Genomic DNA, 16,563 nt, shown 5'->3' on the forward strand with positions numbered 1-16,563 from the left:
CACAAAAAGGCCGCCCCGAAGGACGGCCTTTCGTTTCAGGGATGAGCGCCGCCTCAGCGGTTCTCGATATCCGTGTATTCGCGGTAGGTGGCCCCGGTATAGAGCTGACGCGGACGGCCGATCTTGCCTTTCGGGTCGGCGATCATCTCTTTCCACTGGGAAATCCAGCCGACGGTCCGCGACAGGGCGAAGATCGGGGTGAACATCGAGGTGGGGAAGCCCATGGCCTCCAGGATGATGCCCGAATAGAAATCCACGTTCGGGAACAGCTTCTTGTCGGCGAAATACTCGTCCTGCAGCGCGATGCGTTCCAGTTCCTTGGCGACCTGCAGCAGCGGGTTGTTTTCCACGCCCAGAAGGTCCAGCACCTCGTCGGCGGATTTCTTCATCACCGTCGCGCGCGGGTCGAAGTTCTTGTAGACCCGGTGGCCAAAGCCCATCAGGCGGAACGGATCGTTCTTGTCCTTGGCCCGCGCGATATATTCGGGAATACGGTCGACCGAGCCGATTTCCTTCAGCATTTCCAGACAGGCCTGGTTTGCGCCGCCATGGGCGGGGCCCCAGAGACAGGCGATACCGGCAGCGATGCAGGCAAACGGGTTGGCGCCCGAAGAGCCCGCCAGACGCACGGTCGAGGTCGAGGCGTTCTGTTCGTGATCCGCATGCAGCGTGAAGATCCGGTCCATCGCGCGGCTCAGGATCGGGTCGGGCTGGTACTCTTCTGCCGGGACCGCGAAGCACATGCGCAGGAAATTGGTCGCGTAATCGCAATCGTTGCGCGGATACACGAAGGGCTGACCGATGGAGTATTTATAGGCCATCGCGGCAATGGTCGGCAGCTTGGCGATCAGGCGGATCGAGGCGACCTCACGCTGCCACGGGTCAGAAATGTCGGTCGAGTCGTGGTAGAAGGCCGACATCGCGCCGACGACGCCCACCATGGTGGCCATCGGGTGTGCGTCCCGGCGGAAGCCACGGAAGAAGTTGTGCATCTGTTCATGCACCATCGTGTGACGAGTCACGCGATCCTCGAAATCTTCGAGTTGGGTCGCGGTCGGCAGTTCACCATAAAGCAGCAGATAGCATACTTCGAGATAGTGCGACTTCTCTGCCAACTGGTCGATCGGGTAGCCGCGATGCAGCAGGATGCCCGCGTCGCCGTCGATATAGGTGATGGTGGATTCGCACGCCGAGGTCGAGGTGAAGCCGGGATCGTGGGTGAACACGCCCGCCTGACCGTAGAGCTTGCCGATATCGATCACGTCGGGGCCGACACTGGGCGAGTGCATTGGCAGCTCGAATGTCTTGTTGTCGAACGTGAGCGTCGCGGTTCTGTTGTCTGCCATCTGAATCCCTCTTCAATAAGCCCGCCCGATGGTCATCAGGCAGTGTCCCGGGGACCGGTTTCCCGATCCCCTCTATTCGCAGGCAGCCACGACACACTCAGGTCATTCGGCTGCGGCCTCCGTCAGGCGGGCGATTGTCTCCTCCCGGCCGATGACGAGCATCATGTCGAAAACGCTCGGGCTGACGGGGCGGCCTGCCAGCGCGGCCCTGAGGGCCGGTGCAAGCTTGCCCAGTTTCAGATCGTGGCGCTCTGCCACCTCGGAAACTGTCGCCTCTAGCGTGTCGCGTGTCCAGCTAGCATTTTGCAACTGCGGCGTCAATTCTGCCAGTATACCACGGGATACATCTGTAAGGGCGGATTGTGACTTCTCGTCCCGGTCGAGCGGGCGTTCAGTCAGAACAAAATGCGCCTTTTCAAGGAGTTGTGGAAGGGATTTTGCCCGATCCTTGAGGCAATACATCGCAGCGGCCAGCCCATCTTTCTGCGACTGCGAAAGGGCGGGTTGCTGCGTTGCCGCCAGAAACCGCTCGATTTCACTGACCAGATCGCCGTCCTCCATGGCCCCGATATGATGGCTGGCCACATGTTCGAGCTTCTTGAAATCCAGCCGGGCGGGCGATTTGCCGATTCCCTTCAGGTCGAACCACTCTTTTGCCTCGGCGTCGCTGAACAGTTCATCATCCCCATGGCTCCAGCCAAGCCGCGCCAGATAGTTGCGCATGGCGGCGGGCGGGTAGCCCATGGCGGCATATTCCTCGACCCCGAGCGCGCCGTGCCGTTTCGACAGTTTCTTGCCATCGGGCCCGTGGATCAGCGGGATATGCGCCCAGACCGGTTCCGGCCATCCCATGGCGTGGTAAATCTGGATCTGCCGGGCGGCGTTGTTGAGGTGATCGTCCCCGCGGATCACATGGGTCACGCCCATGTCGTGATCATCCACCACCACGGCGTGCATATAGGTGGGCGTGCCATCGGAGCGGAGCAGGATCATATCGTCGAGCTGGTCGTTGCGGATCGTCACATCGCCCTGCACCTGATCGCGGATCACCGTGACGCCTTCACGCGGGGCTTTCAACCGGATCACGAAGGGCAGGTCCGGGTGATCGGCCTCGGCCACGTCACGCCAGGGGCTGAGATAGAGGGTAGAGCGCCCCTCGGCCTTGGCCGCATCGCGAAACGCCTGAATCTCCTCCTGCGTGGCAAAGCATTTATAGGCATGGCCCGCCGCCAGCATCGCGCGCGCGACCTCTGCGTGACGGTCGCAGCGGGCGAACTGGCTGATCGGCTCTCCGTCCCAATCCAATCCAAGCCAGGTCAGCCCGTTCAGAATGGCCTGCGTTGCCTCGGGCGTGGACCGTTCCCGGTCGGTATCCTCGATCCGCAGCAGAAAGGTGCCCCCGCGCCCGCGGGCGTAGAGCCAGTTGAACAGCGCCGTGCGCGCGCCGCCGATATGCAGAAAGCCCGTGGGCGAGGGGGCGAAGCGGGTCACGACATTGGAGGTCATCTACGGTCCTTTCCGGGGCGCGGGTTCCGGCGATCCGGGGCCGCGCGTTAACAGTTTGGCAACCATGAGGCCGCACAGTCATCTGCGCGCAGGTTTAGGCAAGCCCGGAAGGGGTGGCAAGTGCGGCTGTGGCACTGGTTGAATGCGGTCCAGCAGGGCCAGCGGGGCTATCTGATGCCCTGGTCCCCGGTCTTTTTCGGGATCGGGGTGGCGATGTATTTCGCCCTGCCGTCGGAACCGGGGCGCATGGACTATGGCCTGGCGGGGGCGGCGGCCCTTCTGGCTGCGTTCCTTGGCCGATGGCGACGCGAAACGCTTGGGCCGTTGGCGACGGCGGTGCTGCTTGTCACGCTTGGGCTGTGTGCGGCAGGCTTGCGGACGGGTCAGGTGGCGGGGCCGGTTCTGGGCTTTCGCTACTATGGCCCCATCGAAGGGCGGATCGTGGTGGTGGATCGGTCTGCCTCGGATCGCTTGCGCCTGACCCTGGATCAGGTCGTGCTGGCCGATGCCGACCCCGACCGCGTACCCCGGCGGGTGCGCGTGTCTTTGCACGGCGACCAGCCGTTCCTGACGCCGGAACCCGGTGCGCGTGTTGCCCTGACCGGCCATCTGTCGCCCCCGGAAGGACCGGGAGAGCCCGGTGGCTTCGACTTCCAGCGCCACGCCTGGTTCCTGTCGATCGGCGCGGTCGGCTATACCCGCAATCCGGCGTTGCTGCTGGAACCGCGCCCGGAGGGCGTCCTGCCGCTGCTGCATCTGCGCATGCGCCTGTCCCGCGCGATTCAGGAGCGGATCACAGGTGAACCCGGTGCCTTCGCCGCTGCCGTCATGACCGGGGACCGGTCCGGCATCTCGACCGAAACGCTGGAAACCCTGCGGCGCACCAATATCGCCCATCTTCTGGCCATTTCCGGCCTGCATATGGGGTTGCTGACCGGATTCGTCTTCCTGTGCCTGCGCTCTGGCCTGTCGCTGATTCCGCCCCTTGCCCTGCGCATTCCGACCAAGAAGATCGCCGCCGTCGGGGCCTTGGCCGCCGGGGCCTTCTACCTGGCCGTGGCGGGGGGCAACGTCGCCACCGAACGCGCCTTCATCCAGGTGGCGGTGATGTTCACGGCGGTTCTGCTGGACCGGCGCGCCGTTACCCTGCGCTCGGTCGCCATAGCGGCGCTGATCGTTCTGGCGCACCGCCCGGAATCCCTACTTGGCCCCGGCTTCCAGATGAGTTTCGCCGCCACCACCGCGCTGGTGGCTGTCTTCACCGGCATGTCCCGCGTCGAGCGGCTGCGCGCCTGGCCCGCATGGGCGCGCTGGCTGCTTGGGTTGGTCCTGTCCTCCGGCGTGGCGGGGCTGGCGACGGCCCCCTTCGCGGCGGCGCATTTCAACATGCTGGCGTCCTTCGGGCTGATCGCGAATCTGCTGACCGTCCCGGTCATGGGCAGTCTCGTGGTTCCCGCGGCGGTGGTGGCCATGCTGCTCTGGCCGCTTGGGCTGGAGGTTCTGGCCTTCCGGGTGATGGAGGCGGGGCTGGTCTGGATCCTCTCCGTGGCCGAGCGCATCTCGGAGATGGAGGGCGCGGTCAGGACCATCGAGATGCCCCCGGCGGAGGTGCTGCCGCTGCTGACCCTCGGGGCGCTGTTCGTGATCCTGTGGCAGGGACGCGGGCGCTGGACGGGACTTGCCCCGGCGGCGCTGGCGCTTTTGCTCTGGTCGGGTGGAGAGCGCCCGTCATTGTTGATTTCACCCTCGGGGCGACTGGTCGGAGTGATGACGGAGGAGGGCCGCGCGCTCAGCCGTGCGCGGGGCGACGGCTTTGTCGCGAGGCTGTGGCTGGAAAATGACGGGGATGGCGTGGATCAGGCCGGGGCCTTTGCGCGTCCGGCCTGGGGTGCGGACGGGGCCGGACAGGCGGTGGAGATCGACGGGTTGTCCCTGTGGCACGGGGTCGGGCGCCGGGCTGCGCGGGATCTTGCCCGAGCTTGCGCCGTGCATGACTGGGTGATCACGCCCGTGCGGCCGGAAACCGATACTGTCGGCGCGTCATGGCCTGGCCGGGAACCGGGGGCGGGCGCGGCTCTGGCGGATGCGGCCAACCTTGCTGACTGCATCCTGCTTGGTCCGGAGATCCTTCCGGAAACCGGTGCCGTGGCGCTGATGTTCGGGCCAGACGGGATGCGGATTGTGACCGCCCGCGACCTGCAGGGCGCGCGCCCTTGGGTGCCGATGGGGCGCTGATCCGGGCAGGGGCGGGAGGATCTGCCAGGGTTTTCTGCACGAACTCGGGTTCAATCTGCCCGGCCCGGACAGCCTTTCACTGGCAAACCGGATCTGCCCGAGCTTTCGAAGAAGGGATTCGACGAGGCCAATTCAAAGCAGGGCATAAGGCCCCGCGTTCCGGTCGACGAATATGGCGGGGCGAAAGCGCCCTTGGCCCCGGAGCGTGAGACAAGCCTTCAGACCGATGCCCTGAAAACAGGGCTCAGTAGGTGCGGATCAGCCCGACCAGCTTGCCTTGCACATTGACCTGATCTTCGCGCAGCATCCGCGTCTGATAGGCGGGGTTGGCCGCTTCCAGCGCGATCATGTTGCCCTTCTTGCGGAACCGCTTCAGCGTCGCTTCATAGCCTTCGACAAGAGCCACGACGATATCGCCATTTTCGGCGGTCGAGCCTTCCTCGATCACCACGATGTCGCCCTCGTTGATCCCGGCCTCGATCATCGAGTCGCCCTTCACCTCCAGCGCATAGTGCGATTTGCCCGATCCCAGCATCTGCTGGGGCACGGCCACATGGGTGGACACTTCGCTGATTGCCTCAATGGGCGTGCCGGCGGCGATGCGGCCCATCACCGGCAAATCGACGGCAGAGGCGGCGGCCACGGGGCGTGCGTCTCGCGGCGGGTCGACCCGGCTGCCCTCGATCACGCGAGGGGTGAAGCCCCCAAGTTTGCTTTCCAGGCTTTCAGGCAGTTTCACAATCTCGATCGCACGGGCCCGATGCGCCAGCCGCCGGATGAAGCCGCGTTCCTCCAGCGCCGTGATCAGCCGGTGGATGCCGGACTTCGACCGGAGGTCCAGCGCGTCCTTCATTTCGTCGAAGGATGGCGGGACCCCGTCGCGCTGCATGCGGCGGTGAATAAGCTCCAGCAGGTCCAGCTGCTTCTTGGTCAGCATCGCAGGGCTCCCCTAACGGAAATCACATCTGTTCGGGTAATGTTCTACCGCTGTTCCCGCTTCGTGTCAACATCTTGGGTCAGAGTCGCAAGATATCCACAAGCGATCCGGCGCGGAGCGGCCCTGCGGATGGGGGATATATCATCAACGCATCGGCGCGGGACAGGACGCTGAGCAGCGAGGAATCCTGACGTGGGTCCGGTGTTACAAGCGCGAACCGGCTGCCCGGTTCCAGCGTGGCGCGCATATAGTGTTCGCGCGGGCCGTTCTGCGGCAGATCCACCGCCAGTTCGGCGGTTTCGCGTGGGGCAGGGGCCTTGCCCAGACCCAACATCGCCCGGATCATCGGCACCAGGAAAATCTGCCCGCAGACCATGGCCGACACCGGATTGCCGGGCAGGCCAAGCAGCGCGGCCTTGCCCATTCGTCCCGCCATCAGCGGTTTGCCGGGTCTGAGCGCCACTTTGTAGAAACTCCGCTCCAGCCCTTCGGATGCGGCGACCTGGGCCACCAGGTCATGATCGCCCACAGACGCGCCGCCGATGGTCACGATGATATCCGCATCCGCTGCCAGTTTCAGCGTGCTGGCGAGGCTTTCCACCGTGTCGAGCGCAATCGGCAGCAGGCGGGTATGAGCGCCCGCCGCTTCGGCCAGCGCCTTCAGCCCATAGGAATTGGAGGCCACGATCTGATCGGGGCGCGGGGTCTCGCCCGGCTGCACCAGCTCATCGCCGGTGGCAATCAGCGCCACGACGGGTTTGCGGGTGACGGGCAGGGTGGGCAGGTTCATCGCGGCGGCCAACGCCAGATCGGCGGGGCGCAGGATGCGCGGGGCTTCAAGAGCGTCGCCGGTCAGGAAATCACCGCCCGCGGGGCGGATATTGGTCTGACGGTCCAGACGGTCGCCCAAGGTGATCACATCGCCCGCGCGCGTAACATCCTCCTGGATGATCACCCGCGCCGCACCGTCCGGCACTGGCGCGCCGGTAAAGATGCGCACCGCCTGTCCGTCGCCAAGATGGCCGTTCCAAACGTGACCCGCCGCCGCCTCTCCGATCACGTTGAAGCGGTCCCCGGGCTGTGGAGTCTCCGCCGTCACCGCATAGCCATCCATGGCCGAGGCCGCAAAAGGCGGCTGATCGCGCCGCGCCCGAACCGGTTTCGCCAGTACCCGGCCATTGGCGTTGACCAGCGGCACCTCTTCGCAGGGCAGCGGATCGGCAAGCGCCAGACAAGCGGCCAGGGCCTCGTCAACGGTGATCATCCCTGCGCCTCGTATCTCCCGGACTTCCCGCCCTCTTTCAGCAGCAGGCGGATGCCGGTGATTTCCATTGACTTATCAACGGCTTTCACCATGTCGTAGACGGTCAGCGCGGCGGTGGAAACGGCGGTCAGGGCTTCCATCTCCACGCCGGTCTGGCCGCCGGTCTTGACGGTGGCCACGATGCGGATTCCGGGGAGGGCCTCGACAGGCTCCAGCTCCAGCGCCACCTTGGTGATCGGAAGGGGATGGCAGAGCGGGATGAGGTCCGAGGTTTTCTTGGCCCCCATGATCCCCGCCAGCCGCGCCACGCCCAGAACATCGCCCTTCTTCGCCGCGCCGCCGGTGATTGCGGCCAGCGTCTCGGGCGTCATGCGTACGAAGCCCTCCGCCACCGCCACCCGCGCCGTGACTGGCTTGTCCGAGACATCGACCATATGGGCCTGCCCTTCGGCGTCGAAATGGGTGAGCTCCGCCATTACTGCGCCGCCCTGAGCGGATTGGCCAGCAGCGTCCGCGTGGCGGTTTCCACATCGTCCTGCCGCATCAGGCTTTCGCCGATCAGGAAGCAGCGGGTGCCGTACATGGCGATATCGGACAGATCCTTGGGTGAGTTCAGCCCGGATTCGGACACCACCATCCGGTCGCCGGGGATGCGGCGCACCAGCGTCCTGGTGACGTCGAGCGAAGTGACGAAGGTATTGAGGTCGCGGTTGTTGATGCCGATCATCCGGGATTGCAGCATCAGGGCGCGGTCCAGTTCCGCACCATCATGCACCTCGATCAGAGCATCCATGCCCCACCGGGTCGCGGCGTCCTCCAGTTCCTGTGCCTGCGCGTCGGAGACGCTGGCCATGATAATCAGGATGCAATCGGCGCCAAGCGCGCGGGCCTCGGCCACCTGGTAGGGATCGTAAAGGAAATCCTTGCGCAGGACCGGCAGAGACACGGCGGCGCGGGCCGCGACAAGAAAGTCGTCGGCGCCCTGGAAGGAGGGTGTGTCGGTCAGCACCGACAGACAGGTCGCGCCCCCGACCTCATAGGCGCGGGCCAGCGCGGGCGGGTCGAAATCGGCGCGTATGAGGCCCTTGGAGGGACTGGCCTTCTTGATTTCCGCAATCAGCCCGTAGCCCTCACGCGAGGCCACGCTCAGCGCCTCGGCGAAGGGGCGTACAGGTGGGGCGGCCTCTGCATCGGCTTCAACGGCACTCATGGGCCGGGCGGCTTTGCGGGCGGCCACGTCTTCCAGCTTGTAGGCCTTGATCTTGTCGAGAATGCTTGTGGTCATGTCGGTCCCGGATCCGTCCAGTTGATGGGCGTCAGCCCTTGCGTTTGTAACCAGTTATTCGCGCGAGAGAAGGGGCGCGCGCCAAAAAAGCCCCGATGCGCGGAAAGGGGCGAGGGGTGCGGGGCTTCGAGCTTGAGATTTCCCTGTGCAGGGATGTCTTTTGCAGCCTTCTGCGCGGGCTTGCCCCAGAGCATGTAGACGCGGGGGCGCTTGTCGGTCGCGATGCGGTCCAGCACCTGCCCGGTCAGGCGCTGCCAGCCCAGTTTCGCGTGGCCATTAGCCTCGCCTGCCGGGACGGTCAGGACGGTGTTGAGAAGGAGAACGCCTTGAGCGGCCCAGAACCGCAGGTCGGCATTGGGGGGGCAGCTGCCCAGATCGGCCTGCATCTCCTTGTAGATATTGGCGAGCGACCGGGGCAAAGGGCGCACATGCGGCTCGGCCGAGAAGGCGAGCCCATGGGCGTGGCCGGGGGTCGGGTAGGGGTCCTGGCCAAGAATGACGACTTTCGTGGCGTCGGGCGGGCAAGCTTCCAGCGCGGCAAAGACCCGGTCAGGGGCAGGCAGCCAGGGCCGTGGGTCGGCGGTCAAAGCGGCTTCGAAGCCGCTTAGGTCGCGCGTGAAGAATGGCAGGTCGGCCCAAGACCCCAGATGAGACAGATCGAAACGCATGGGTCAGGGGGTAACGCGGGAGGCCGGGCGGGGACAAGGCTTTTCGAAAAGCCTTCCAACGCGGTTTCGAAACCGCGTTCTGCACCCCCTTGGCGGGCCGGTGCGTCTCAGGCGGCCGACGTGACCCTGGCCAGTGTTTCCACAGCCTTCAACGCCGCGCCGGAATCGATGCTTTCAGCCGCTTTTTGAACGCCATCGGGCAATCCGTCGACCGCGCCGGCCACCAGCAGCGCTGCCGCCGCATTCAGCAGGACCGCATCGCGATAGGCCCCGCCTTCACCGGACAGAAGCGCCCGGAACGCCACGCCGTTTTCCTCGGGCGTGCCGCCGAGGATCGCCTCGAACGGATGTACGGGCAGGCCCGCATCGGCTGGCGTTATCTCGAACTCCTCGATCTTGCCATCCTTCAGCGCCGCAACGCCAGAGGGACCGGCAATCGACAGCTCATCGGTGCCGTCCGATCCGTGGACCAGCCACGCGGCTTCCGACCCCAGAGCCCCCAGAACCTCGGCCATGGGCCGGATCAGCCACGGCGCGAAGGCCCCGGTCAACTGGCGTTTGACACCTGCGGGGTTGGTCAGCGGCCCCAGCACGTTAAAGAGCGTCCGAGTGCCAAGCTGCTGGCGCGTCGGCATCACATGGGCAATCGCCGGGTGATGCATGGGGGCCATCATGAAGCCGATCCCGGCCTCTTTCAGGGCTTGTTCCACAACCTTCGCACCGACCATGACATTCACGCCCATCTGGCCAAGCGCATCCGCCGCCCCGGATTTGGAGCTGAGATTGCGGTTGCCATGCTTGGCCACAGGAACGCCCGCGCCCGCCACCACGAAGGCCGTGGCGGTCGAGATGTTCAGCGTGCCCTTGCCATCGCCGCCGGTGCCGACGATGTCGATCGCACCATCCGGCGCCTGCACGGCCACGCATTTTCGGCGCATGACCCTGGCAGCGGCGGCGATTTCTTCCACGGTCTCTCCGCGAACCCGCATCGCCATCAGCATCGCACCGATCTGGGCGTCCGTCGCCTCGCCATCAAAGAGCAGGCCGAACGCCGTTTCGGCCTCGTCCGCTGTCAGGCTACGGTCTGCCACGGTGGCGATCAGGGGTTTCATCTGGTCGCTCATGCCGGTTCCTCCGCCAGGGCGCCGGGAACGGTCTTCAGGAAACTCCGAAGCATCTCGTGACCATGTTCGGAGCGGATGCTTTCGGGGTGGAACTGCACCCCTTCTATCGGCAATTCCTTGTGGCGCAGGCCCATGATGGTGCAATCCTCCAGCCAGGCGGTGACCTCCAGACAGTCCGGCAGGCTGTCACGTTCCACCACCAGCGAATGATAGCGGGTGCCTTGCAGGGGAGAGGGCAGGCCCGCGAAGACGCCTTGGCCCGCGTGATGAATTTCCCCCATCTTGCCATGCACGATCTCATGACAGCGCACCACCTTGCCGCCAAAGGCCTCACCTATGGTCTGGTGACCAAGGCACACGCCAAGCAGCGGCGTGCCGGTTTCGGCGGCGGCGGTGGTCAGCGACAGGCAGATCCCCGCCTGCGCGGGGTCGCAGGGGCCGGGGCTGAGCACGATCCCGGCGGGATTGAGCGCCATCGCCTGCTGCACATCCAGCGCATCGTTGCGCACCACATGCGGCACGCATCCCAGCTCGCCCAGGTAATGCACCAGATTATAGGTGAAACTGTCGTAATTATCGATGAGCAGAAGCATGCCCGTGGGTCCTCGTCGCAAAAAGGGGTGCGCCTTACCCGCGCGCCGGGTTATACATGCGCAGGGCCGCACGGTATGGTCAACCCATGCCCCCGTAGAACGGCCCGTCTGGCTGGGGTAAAACGTCCGCGATCTCGCGCATTGGTGCGGGGCGCGGGAATCGAGAGGGTGTAGGACATGGGCAGAGGTCTGATTTCGGGTCTGATCTGGGGCGCATTCATTTCCATCGCGGCGGCGGTGCTCCTGTCGCTCGGGCTGCCTTTGCCCGATCGTCCGCAGCAGGGCCAACCCGCGCCGCAACAGGTGTCGGAGCTGCCCGCAGTCTCGGCAGACCCTGCAGAAACGCCAGATGTCCTGCCAGAGGCCGCGCCGATAGAAGCGGACACGCCCGACGCTGCCCCGGTGACCGGGCCGGGCGCTGCCTCGCAACCTGCCTCGGAAATTCCGCTGCCCGCTGGATCCGAATTCAACCGCCCGCCCGAGGAAACCGCCGCCGCCCTGCCGGGGATCGACACCGCCCCCGCCGGTGCGCCGCAGGCGATCACCGCGCTGCCCGCGCCCACGGCCCCGAACCTGCCGGACACCGCGCCGGCCCCGCAGCCGGAGGCAATGGACAGCCTGCAAGCTCCATCCGCCGCGCCGGTACTGGAAACGCCCGCTGCGAATCCCGGCGCAAGGCTCGACCCGTCGCCGCCGGTGGCCGAGGAACAGCCTGCGCCGCTTGGCCTGCCGCAGATCGAGACCGGCCCCGAGGCGCAGACAGAGACGGCCCCCCTCGGTCGCCCGCTCCAGCCGGTCGAGACGGGCGACGCAGCCGATCCCGATACGCCCCGCAGGGCCATTGACGCCTTCGCCACCCCCTTCGACGCCGAGGAATCCCGCCCCCTGATGGCGGTGATCCTGATCGACGATCCCTCGTTTCCGCTTGGCCGCGACGCGCTGACCCGCTTTGATTTCCCCGTCGCCTTCGCCATCGACCCGCGCCGCCCCGATGCCGCCGAGGCCGCCACCACCTATCGCGCCGCCGGGTTCGAAGTGCTGCTTCTGGCAGAGATCTTCACCGAGGATACCGAACCTGCGCAGGCGGAAGAGGTGCTGATGCGCGGGTTTGACCGGCTGCCGGAAGCAGTGGCAGTGCTCGATACCTCCGAGGGGGCGATCCAGGGGCGGCGCGAATTGCTCGATGGGGTTGTCGAGGTGTTGGCAGAGACCGGCCACGGGTTGGTGGCCTATCCGCGCGGGCTGAACGCCGCCGAACAGACGGCCACCCGCGCCGCGGTTCCGGCGGCCACGCTGTTCCGCGAAATCGACAGTGAACGCGAGCGCGCGACGGTGATCACCCGCTATCTCGACCGCGCCGCTTTTGCCGCCGGGCAGGAAGGGGGCGTGATCGTCGTGGGGCATACTTACTCCGACACGGTGACGGCGCTGTTTTCCTGGGCTCTTGGCAGCCGGTCCGAGGCGGTGGCGATGGCCCCGGTCTCTGCGGTGCTGACGCGCTGACGGGGCACGGGCGGGCTTGGCGCAGCGGGCGGCTGTTTCCGGTCCTGGCACAGGTCGGGGCCCCAAATGGGTTCGTCAGTGCCAAACGCGATGTAGAATAACGGAAATGCCGGTCTGCCCGGTGCTTGGAGACGTGATGACAGGCCGGCGGACCAGTGCTGCACAGCAGATGCGCAAGAAAAAAGGGCTGCAATCCATGCAGCCCTTTTGAATAGTCGCGATTGTCTTCCGCGCAATCAGCGCTTGGAGAACTGGAAGCTCCGGCGGGCCTTGCGGCGGCCGAATTTCTTGCGTTCCACCACGCGGCTGTCACGGGTCAGGAAGCCTGCCGCTTTCAGCGCACCGCGCAGGGACGGCTCGTAACGCTGAAGCGCCACCGAGATGCCGTGCTTGACCGCACCGGCCTGACCGGACAGACCGCCACCCTTGACGGTGGCCATCACGTCGAACTGGTCTTCACGACCGGCGACGGTGAATGGCTGGCGCAGGATCATCTGCAGCACCGGACGGGCGAAATACGCTTTCATGTCCTTGCCATTCACGGTGACCTTGCCGGAACCCGGCTTGATCCACACGCGGGCGACAGCGTCTTTCCGCTTGCCGGTGGCATAGGAACGGCCAAGCGCGTCGCGCAGCGGTTCACGAGGGGTTTCGAGGTCGATCGCGGGGGTGGCAGCGTCGCCACCGGCCACGGCCTGCAGCTCTTCGAGCGAGGTAATGGTTTCAGCCATGGTATCAGCTCCGCGTGTTCTTGGAGTTCATGGATTTCACATCCAGCACGGTGGGCTCTTGCGCCCCATGCGGATGCTCGGCACCTGCGTAGACGCGCAGGTTGGTCATCTGCTTGCGGCTCAGCGGGCCGCCGGGCAGCATGCGCTTGACGGCTTGCATGACCACGCGTTCGGGGTACTTGCCTTCCAGGATCTGGCCGGTGGTGCGGGACTTGATGCCGCCCGGATAACCGGTGTGCCAGTAGTTGGGCTTGTTGCGCTTGTTGCCCGTCAGCTGGATCTTGTCAGCGTTGATCACGATGACATTGTCACCCATGTCCATGTGGGGGGTGAAGGACGCCTTGTGCTTGCCGCGCAGGCGCATGGCGATGATCGAGGCAAGACGGCCCAGAACAACGCCCTCGGCGTCGATCAGGATCCACTGCTTGTCGATATCCGCCGGGGTAGCGGTGAAGGTTTTCATCTGTCTTTTCCTTGCGGGGCCGGGGTCGATGCGACCCTCGGATCATCTCAAGAACAAACGAGGGGCGATGGCCCCCCGTCGGATGGGCGTGTTCTAACGATTTCCGGGGGCGGGTCAACAGCTAGTTTCAACGGTGAAGGTGAGCTTATCGTTTTTATTCAATGGGTTATGATTGGGGTATTATTTTACCCCAATCGAATAACGGTCTTTTTGCGCCGGCGATGCTTGTAGATATCCCTATTCGCACAAGCCGGGCTCGCGGCGCGCTGTGGAATCGGTGGCGATGCGTGCCCATGGTCACTGCCCGTCCCACCGTCTCAACATCCAGTACCATTGTTCCGGGCTGGCCAAGATCCGGGCGGACAGGCTGTCATTGAAGGCGCGCGTCATCGTGAGGCTGTCCGTGTGCGGGATCGGAGCTTCAAACTCGACGCGAAACACATTCCCGTCCTCGATCCGCGTGCCATAGGCGGGGATCATCGGCAGATCGTATTTGAGCGCAAGCTGTGCTGCCGACAGGGATGTCAGGGCGTCATGACCGAGAAACGGGATCGCCTCTCCCTCGGCATATTTCTCGTCCAGCAGAATGGACATGATGCCACCGGCGCGAAGATGACGGACGAGCCCCCGCGTCCCCGCGTGACCCGTGGCGAGGATCGGCTTCCCTCCAGCCTCGATACCGGCCCTGATCCGGCGTTCGTAATGCCGGTTCTTGTGCGGGCGATAGACGGCGCCGCTTTCAAACCCGTGCATCTTGATGGCGGCGCGCACGGCCTCCGATTGGCCAAAATGGCCCGAGACGACAATCACCCCCTTGCCTGCCGCCTGCGCCTGCTTCAGGGCGTCGAGACCAGGGCCGGAGGCCCGGAAACACTGATGTCGGGTCTGAAACTCGGCATCATGGTAGATCTCGAAAAGCGTGCGGCCCATCTGCCGGCCCATCTCCTGACCGAGCGTCGCGCGCTCGCGGCGGGTCATATCCGGGAACACCCGCCTGGCTTCACGGTCAAATCTGCGTGCTGCCGGTGGATACCATCGCATGACCGCCGCGAATGTCGTTCCCAACCCGCGCGACCTCTGTTCGAAGGATCGCCATCGCACAACGGTCAGGGCCGTCCACAAGGGAAGATATCGGACCCATTGGGCAAGGGATGTCAAGGAAGTGCGCAGCATGGCCCTCTATGAGCCTTTCCCGCGGGTATACAAACCAAAAAGCGGGATCGGGCAGGTTCGGTCGAGGATTGGTTGTTTCGCAAAGCAAGGTTTGCGCAGATCCTGAGCACGCGGCGAGGTCCTCCTTCGGCGCGCAGTCCCTTCGTGCTCCGGAGTTCGGCCGGAAGCCCTGTTTGGGCCCGTCCCGGCCATGATCACCGACCAGGCAGTGCCTTTGGACTATCCGGAACCACGCCGTTTGACATGTCCTGTTGAGGGCGGTGTTCCTGCAGGGTGACCTTGGGGGCAGGCCGCTGGTTCCGGAGAGCGCCTCAGCCCACCTGTCGAGCCTTGCTTCTTGGCCTCACGCGAGCGAAATCGGAAAAAGAAAAACCCTCTAAGTCATTGACCTAGAGGGCTTATCTTGGCTCCGGCGGTAGGGATCGGACCTAACTTTTCCCACTTTGCGTAAGCCACTGAAAAGAAACAATCCTGTTCTCGTTTTATGGAGCTCGGAACCACCACTTTGTGAAACATTTGTGAAAATATAGTGTAAGAATCCAGTGCCTACGTTTCAAGGTCGGATCAAAAGAATGTCGAAATTCATATTCGATTGCTTATCCCGGTGTCATCGGCCCCGTCACCGCCGGTGCCGTGGCGGCGTTTTCACGAGGCCTCGATACTTTCTACAGCGGGCGTAACTTCGCGGCATGGCTCGGGTTGGTCCCACGGAAACGGTCCACCGGAGGCAAGGCCAGGCTGGGGGCGGTCAGCAAAATGGGCCAGACCCATATCCGGCGGCTCCTGATCGTTGGCGCCATGGGCGTGGTCCGCTGGGTGGTCCGCAAGGGCGGCAGCGGGAACCGCTGGCTGGCCGCACTCGTGGCTCGCATACCAAAGATGGTTGCAGCCGTTGCGCTGGCGAACAAGATGGCCCGCATGATCTGGGCCGTGACGACAAAGCAGGAAGATTATCGAATGGCGTGACCTGAGCCCTGACGAAGGGACGAAGCCACGGCAAGGCCGCAAGGCTGGGTTGAGCGATCGACAAGGAGTAGGCGATAAGGACTTCGAGGTTCAAGGCAGGGACATTCAGACACGTGGCTCGAGCGTTTGCAGCTCTCTGAACCGATGTGGACCCAGCCTTCCGAACAGCATACCGGCCCGTGGCGTCATGGAAGGCCACGCTCAGAGGCCTGACACACGTCCGATCGAAAACCCCGCCAGGACTGAAAAAAACGCTTGCCAAACAGGGAGCATCCGAACACGTCATGACATACAAGATGCCGATGGTGGGGGCATCCACCGCATCAGTTCATCCATCATCCGCTCCGCCATCCAGCCAACGATGCCGGTAGCATCGAGCACCTCAAGCAGCAACACGGCACCGGGATCACATCTCAACCGTTCGGACCGCGTCTCAATGCTCAAAGAACGGTTGAACCCGGTCGCGACCGGTCGTAGCGTTTCACCCATGCGTGCGTCCGTAGCTACCGTCGGATCTGATCTTAACAACTTGATTCTACGACACTTTCAGGCGCATACAACCTAAACAAAATGATTTGGGTGAATAAGCCGGGTCTATATAAAAAAACTGCTTGCAGCCTCCGTACGCCAGCCGTATGTACCCCTTCACCGGCGGCGCAGAGATGCACTGACGGGGCGCCAGACGGTTGGTTCGGGAGACTGGGTCGAGACGAGGCGGAACGAAAATCGAGGGATTGTTGAGCGGGCGGCGCTAGTAAGGATTAGCGCA

General features: G+C 64.5%; 15 protein-coding genes and 1 pseudogene. 3 read left to right on the top strand and 13 right to left on the bottom strand.

Annotated elements, in window-relative coordinates:
* Positions 1–53 precede the first annotated feature (53 nt).
* Complete coding sequence (gene gltA, locus EP237_RS17560) at positions 54–1,346, bottom strand: citrate synthase (protein WP_127562202.1); 1,293 nt, start codon at positions 1,344–1,346, stop codon at positions 54–56.
* Between the two features lie 102 nt (positions 1,347–1,448).
* Positions 1,449–2,852 (bottom strand): glutamate--tRNA ligase, encoded by a 1,404-nt coding sequence (gene gltX, locus EP237_RS17565; RefSeq protein WP_127562203.1) that lies wholly within the window; start codon positions 2,850–2,852, stop codon positions 1,449–1,451.
* 120 nt (positions 2,853–2,972) lie between these two features.
* On the opposite strand from gltX, the gene EP237_RS17570 reads away from it, so the two are divergent.
* Positions 2,973–5,087, top strand: coding sequence for a ComEC/Rec2 family competence protein (locus EP237_RS17570; RefSeq protein WP_240661680.1), 2,115 nt, complete (start codon positions 2,973–2,975; stop codon positions 5,085–5,087).
* Positions 5,088–5,331: 244 nt separating this feature from the next.
* Here the strand turns inward: EP237_RS17570 and lexA are convergent, their stop codons facing one another.
* The 7 genes from lexA to EP237_RS17605 all read right to left on the bottom strand — a co-directional run bounded on the left by lexA (position 5,332) and on the right by EP237_RS17605 (position 10,958).
* Entirely contained in the window at positions 5,332–6,024 is a 693-nt protein-coding gene (gene lexA / locus EP237_RS17575) for a transcriptional repressor LexA (RefSeq protein WP_127562205.1), read from the bottom strand.
* Between the two features lie 79 nt (positions 6,025–6,103).
* Positions 6,104–7,288: a molybdopterin molybdotransferase MoeA gene (locus tag EP237_RS17580; RefSeq protein WP_127562206.1), complete on the bottom strand. Its 1,185-nt coding sequence runs from the start codon at positions 7,286–7,288 to the stop codon at positions 6,104–6,106.
* Positions 7,285–7,764, bottom strand: a complete 480-nt coding sequence (gene moaC / locus EP237_RS17585; protein ID WP_127562207.1) for a cyclic pyranopterin monophosphate synthase MoaC — start codon at positions 7,762–7,764, stop codon at positions 7,285–7,287. The genes EP237_RS17580 and moaC overlap by 4 nt, the downstream gene beginning before the upstream one ends.
* Positions 7,764–8,573 (bottom strand): indole-3-glycerol phosphate synthase TrpC, encoded by an 810-nt coding sequence (gene trpC, locus EP237_RS17590; RefSeq protein WP_127562208.1) that lies wholly within the window; start codon positions 8,571–8,573, stop codon positions 7,764–7,766. Before trpC ends, moaC begins: the two co-directional genes overlap by 1 nt.
* Positions 8,570–9,241 carry a uracil-DNA glycosylase gene (locus EP237_RS17595; RefSeq protein WP_127562209.1) on the bottom strand — a complete coding sequence of 224 codons (672 nt, stop codon included), beginning with the start codon at positions 9,239–9,241 and terminating at the stop codon, positions 8,570–8,572. Before EP237_RS17595 ends, trpC begins: the two co-directional genes overlap by 4 nt.
* 107 nt (positions 9,242–9,348) lie before the next feature.
* Positions 9,349–10,365 carry an anthranilate phosphoribosyltransferase gene (gene trpD / locus EP237_RS17600; protein ID WP_127562210.1) on the bottom strand — a complete coding sequence of 339 codons (1,017 nt, stop codon included), beginning with the start codon at positions 10,363–10,365 and terminating at the stop codon, positions 9,349–9,351.
* On the bottom strand, positions 10,362–10,958 hold the full coding sequence (locus EP237_RS17605) for an aminodeoxychorismate/anthranilate synthase component II (RefSeq protein ID WP_127562211.1): 597 nt from the start codon (positions 10,956–10,958) through the stop codon (positions 10,362–10,364). Before EP237_RS17605 ends, trpD begins: the two co-directional genes overlap by 4 nt.
* A 177-nt stretch (positions 10,959–11,135) precedes the next feature.
* Between EP237_RS17605 and EP237_RS17610 the strand changes: the two genes are divergently transcribed.
* Positions 11,136–12,461: a polysaccharide deacteylase family 2 protein gene (locus EP237_RS17610; RefSeq protein ID WP_127562212.1), complete on the top strand. Its 1,326-nt coding sequence runs from the start codon at positions 11,136–11,138 to the stop codon at positions 12,459–12,461.
* Positions 12,462–12,697: 236 nt separating this feature from the next.
* Here EP237_RS17610 and rpsI read toward each other — a convergent pair whose 3' ends face one another.
* The 3 genes from rpsI to EP237_RS17625 all read right to left on the bottom strand — a co-directional run bounded on the left by rpsI (position 12,698) and on the right by EP237_RS17625 (position 14,828).
* Complete coding sequence (gene rpsI, locus EP237_RS17615; protein WP_127562213.1) at positions 12,698–13,192, bottom strand: 30S ribosomal protein S9; 495 nt, start codon at positions 13,190–13,192, stop codon at positions 12,698–12,700.
* Between the two features lie 4 nt (positions 13,193–13,196).
* Positions 13,197–13,655: a 50S ribosomal protein L13 gene (gene rplM, locus EP237_RS17620; protein WP_127562214.1), complete on the bottom strand. Its 459-nt coding sequence runs from the start codon at positions 13,653–13,655 to the stop codon at positions 13,197–13,199.
* A gap of 297 nt (positions 13,656–13,952) precedes the next feature.
* Positions 13,953–14,828, bottom strand: coding sequence for a lysophospholipid acyltransferase family protein (locus EP237_RS17625; protein WP_127562215.1), 876 nt, complete (start codon positions 14,826–14,828; stop codon positions 13,953–13,955).
* 600 nt (positions 14,829–15,428) lie between these two features.
* On the opposite strand from EP237_RS17625, the pseudogene EP237_RS17630 reads away from it, so the two are divergent.
* Positions 15,429–15,794, top strand: a pseudogene (locus EP237_RS17630) (transposase); the annotation flags it as partial.
* Positions 15,795–16,076: 282 nt separating this feature from the next.
* Here EP237_RS17630 and EP237_RS17635 read toward each other — a convergent pair.
* Positions 16,077–16,283: a hypothetical protein gene (locus EP237_RS17635; protein WP_127562216.1), complete on the bottom strand. Its 207-nt coding sequence runs from the start codon at positions 16,281–16,283 to the stop codon at positions 16,077–16,079.
* Positions 16,284–16,563: the final 280 nt, after the last annotated feature.

It is taken from the genome of Nioella ostreopsis, assembly GCF_004000255.1.
Lineage (GTDB): Bacteria > Pseudomonadota > Alphaproteobacteria > Rhodobacterales > Rhodobacteraceae > Nioella > Nioella ostreopsis.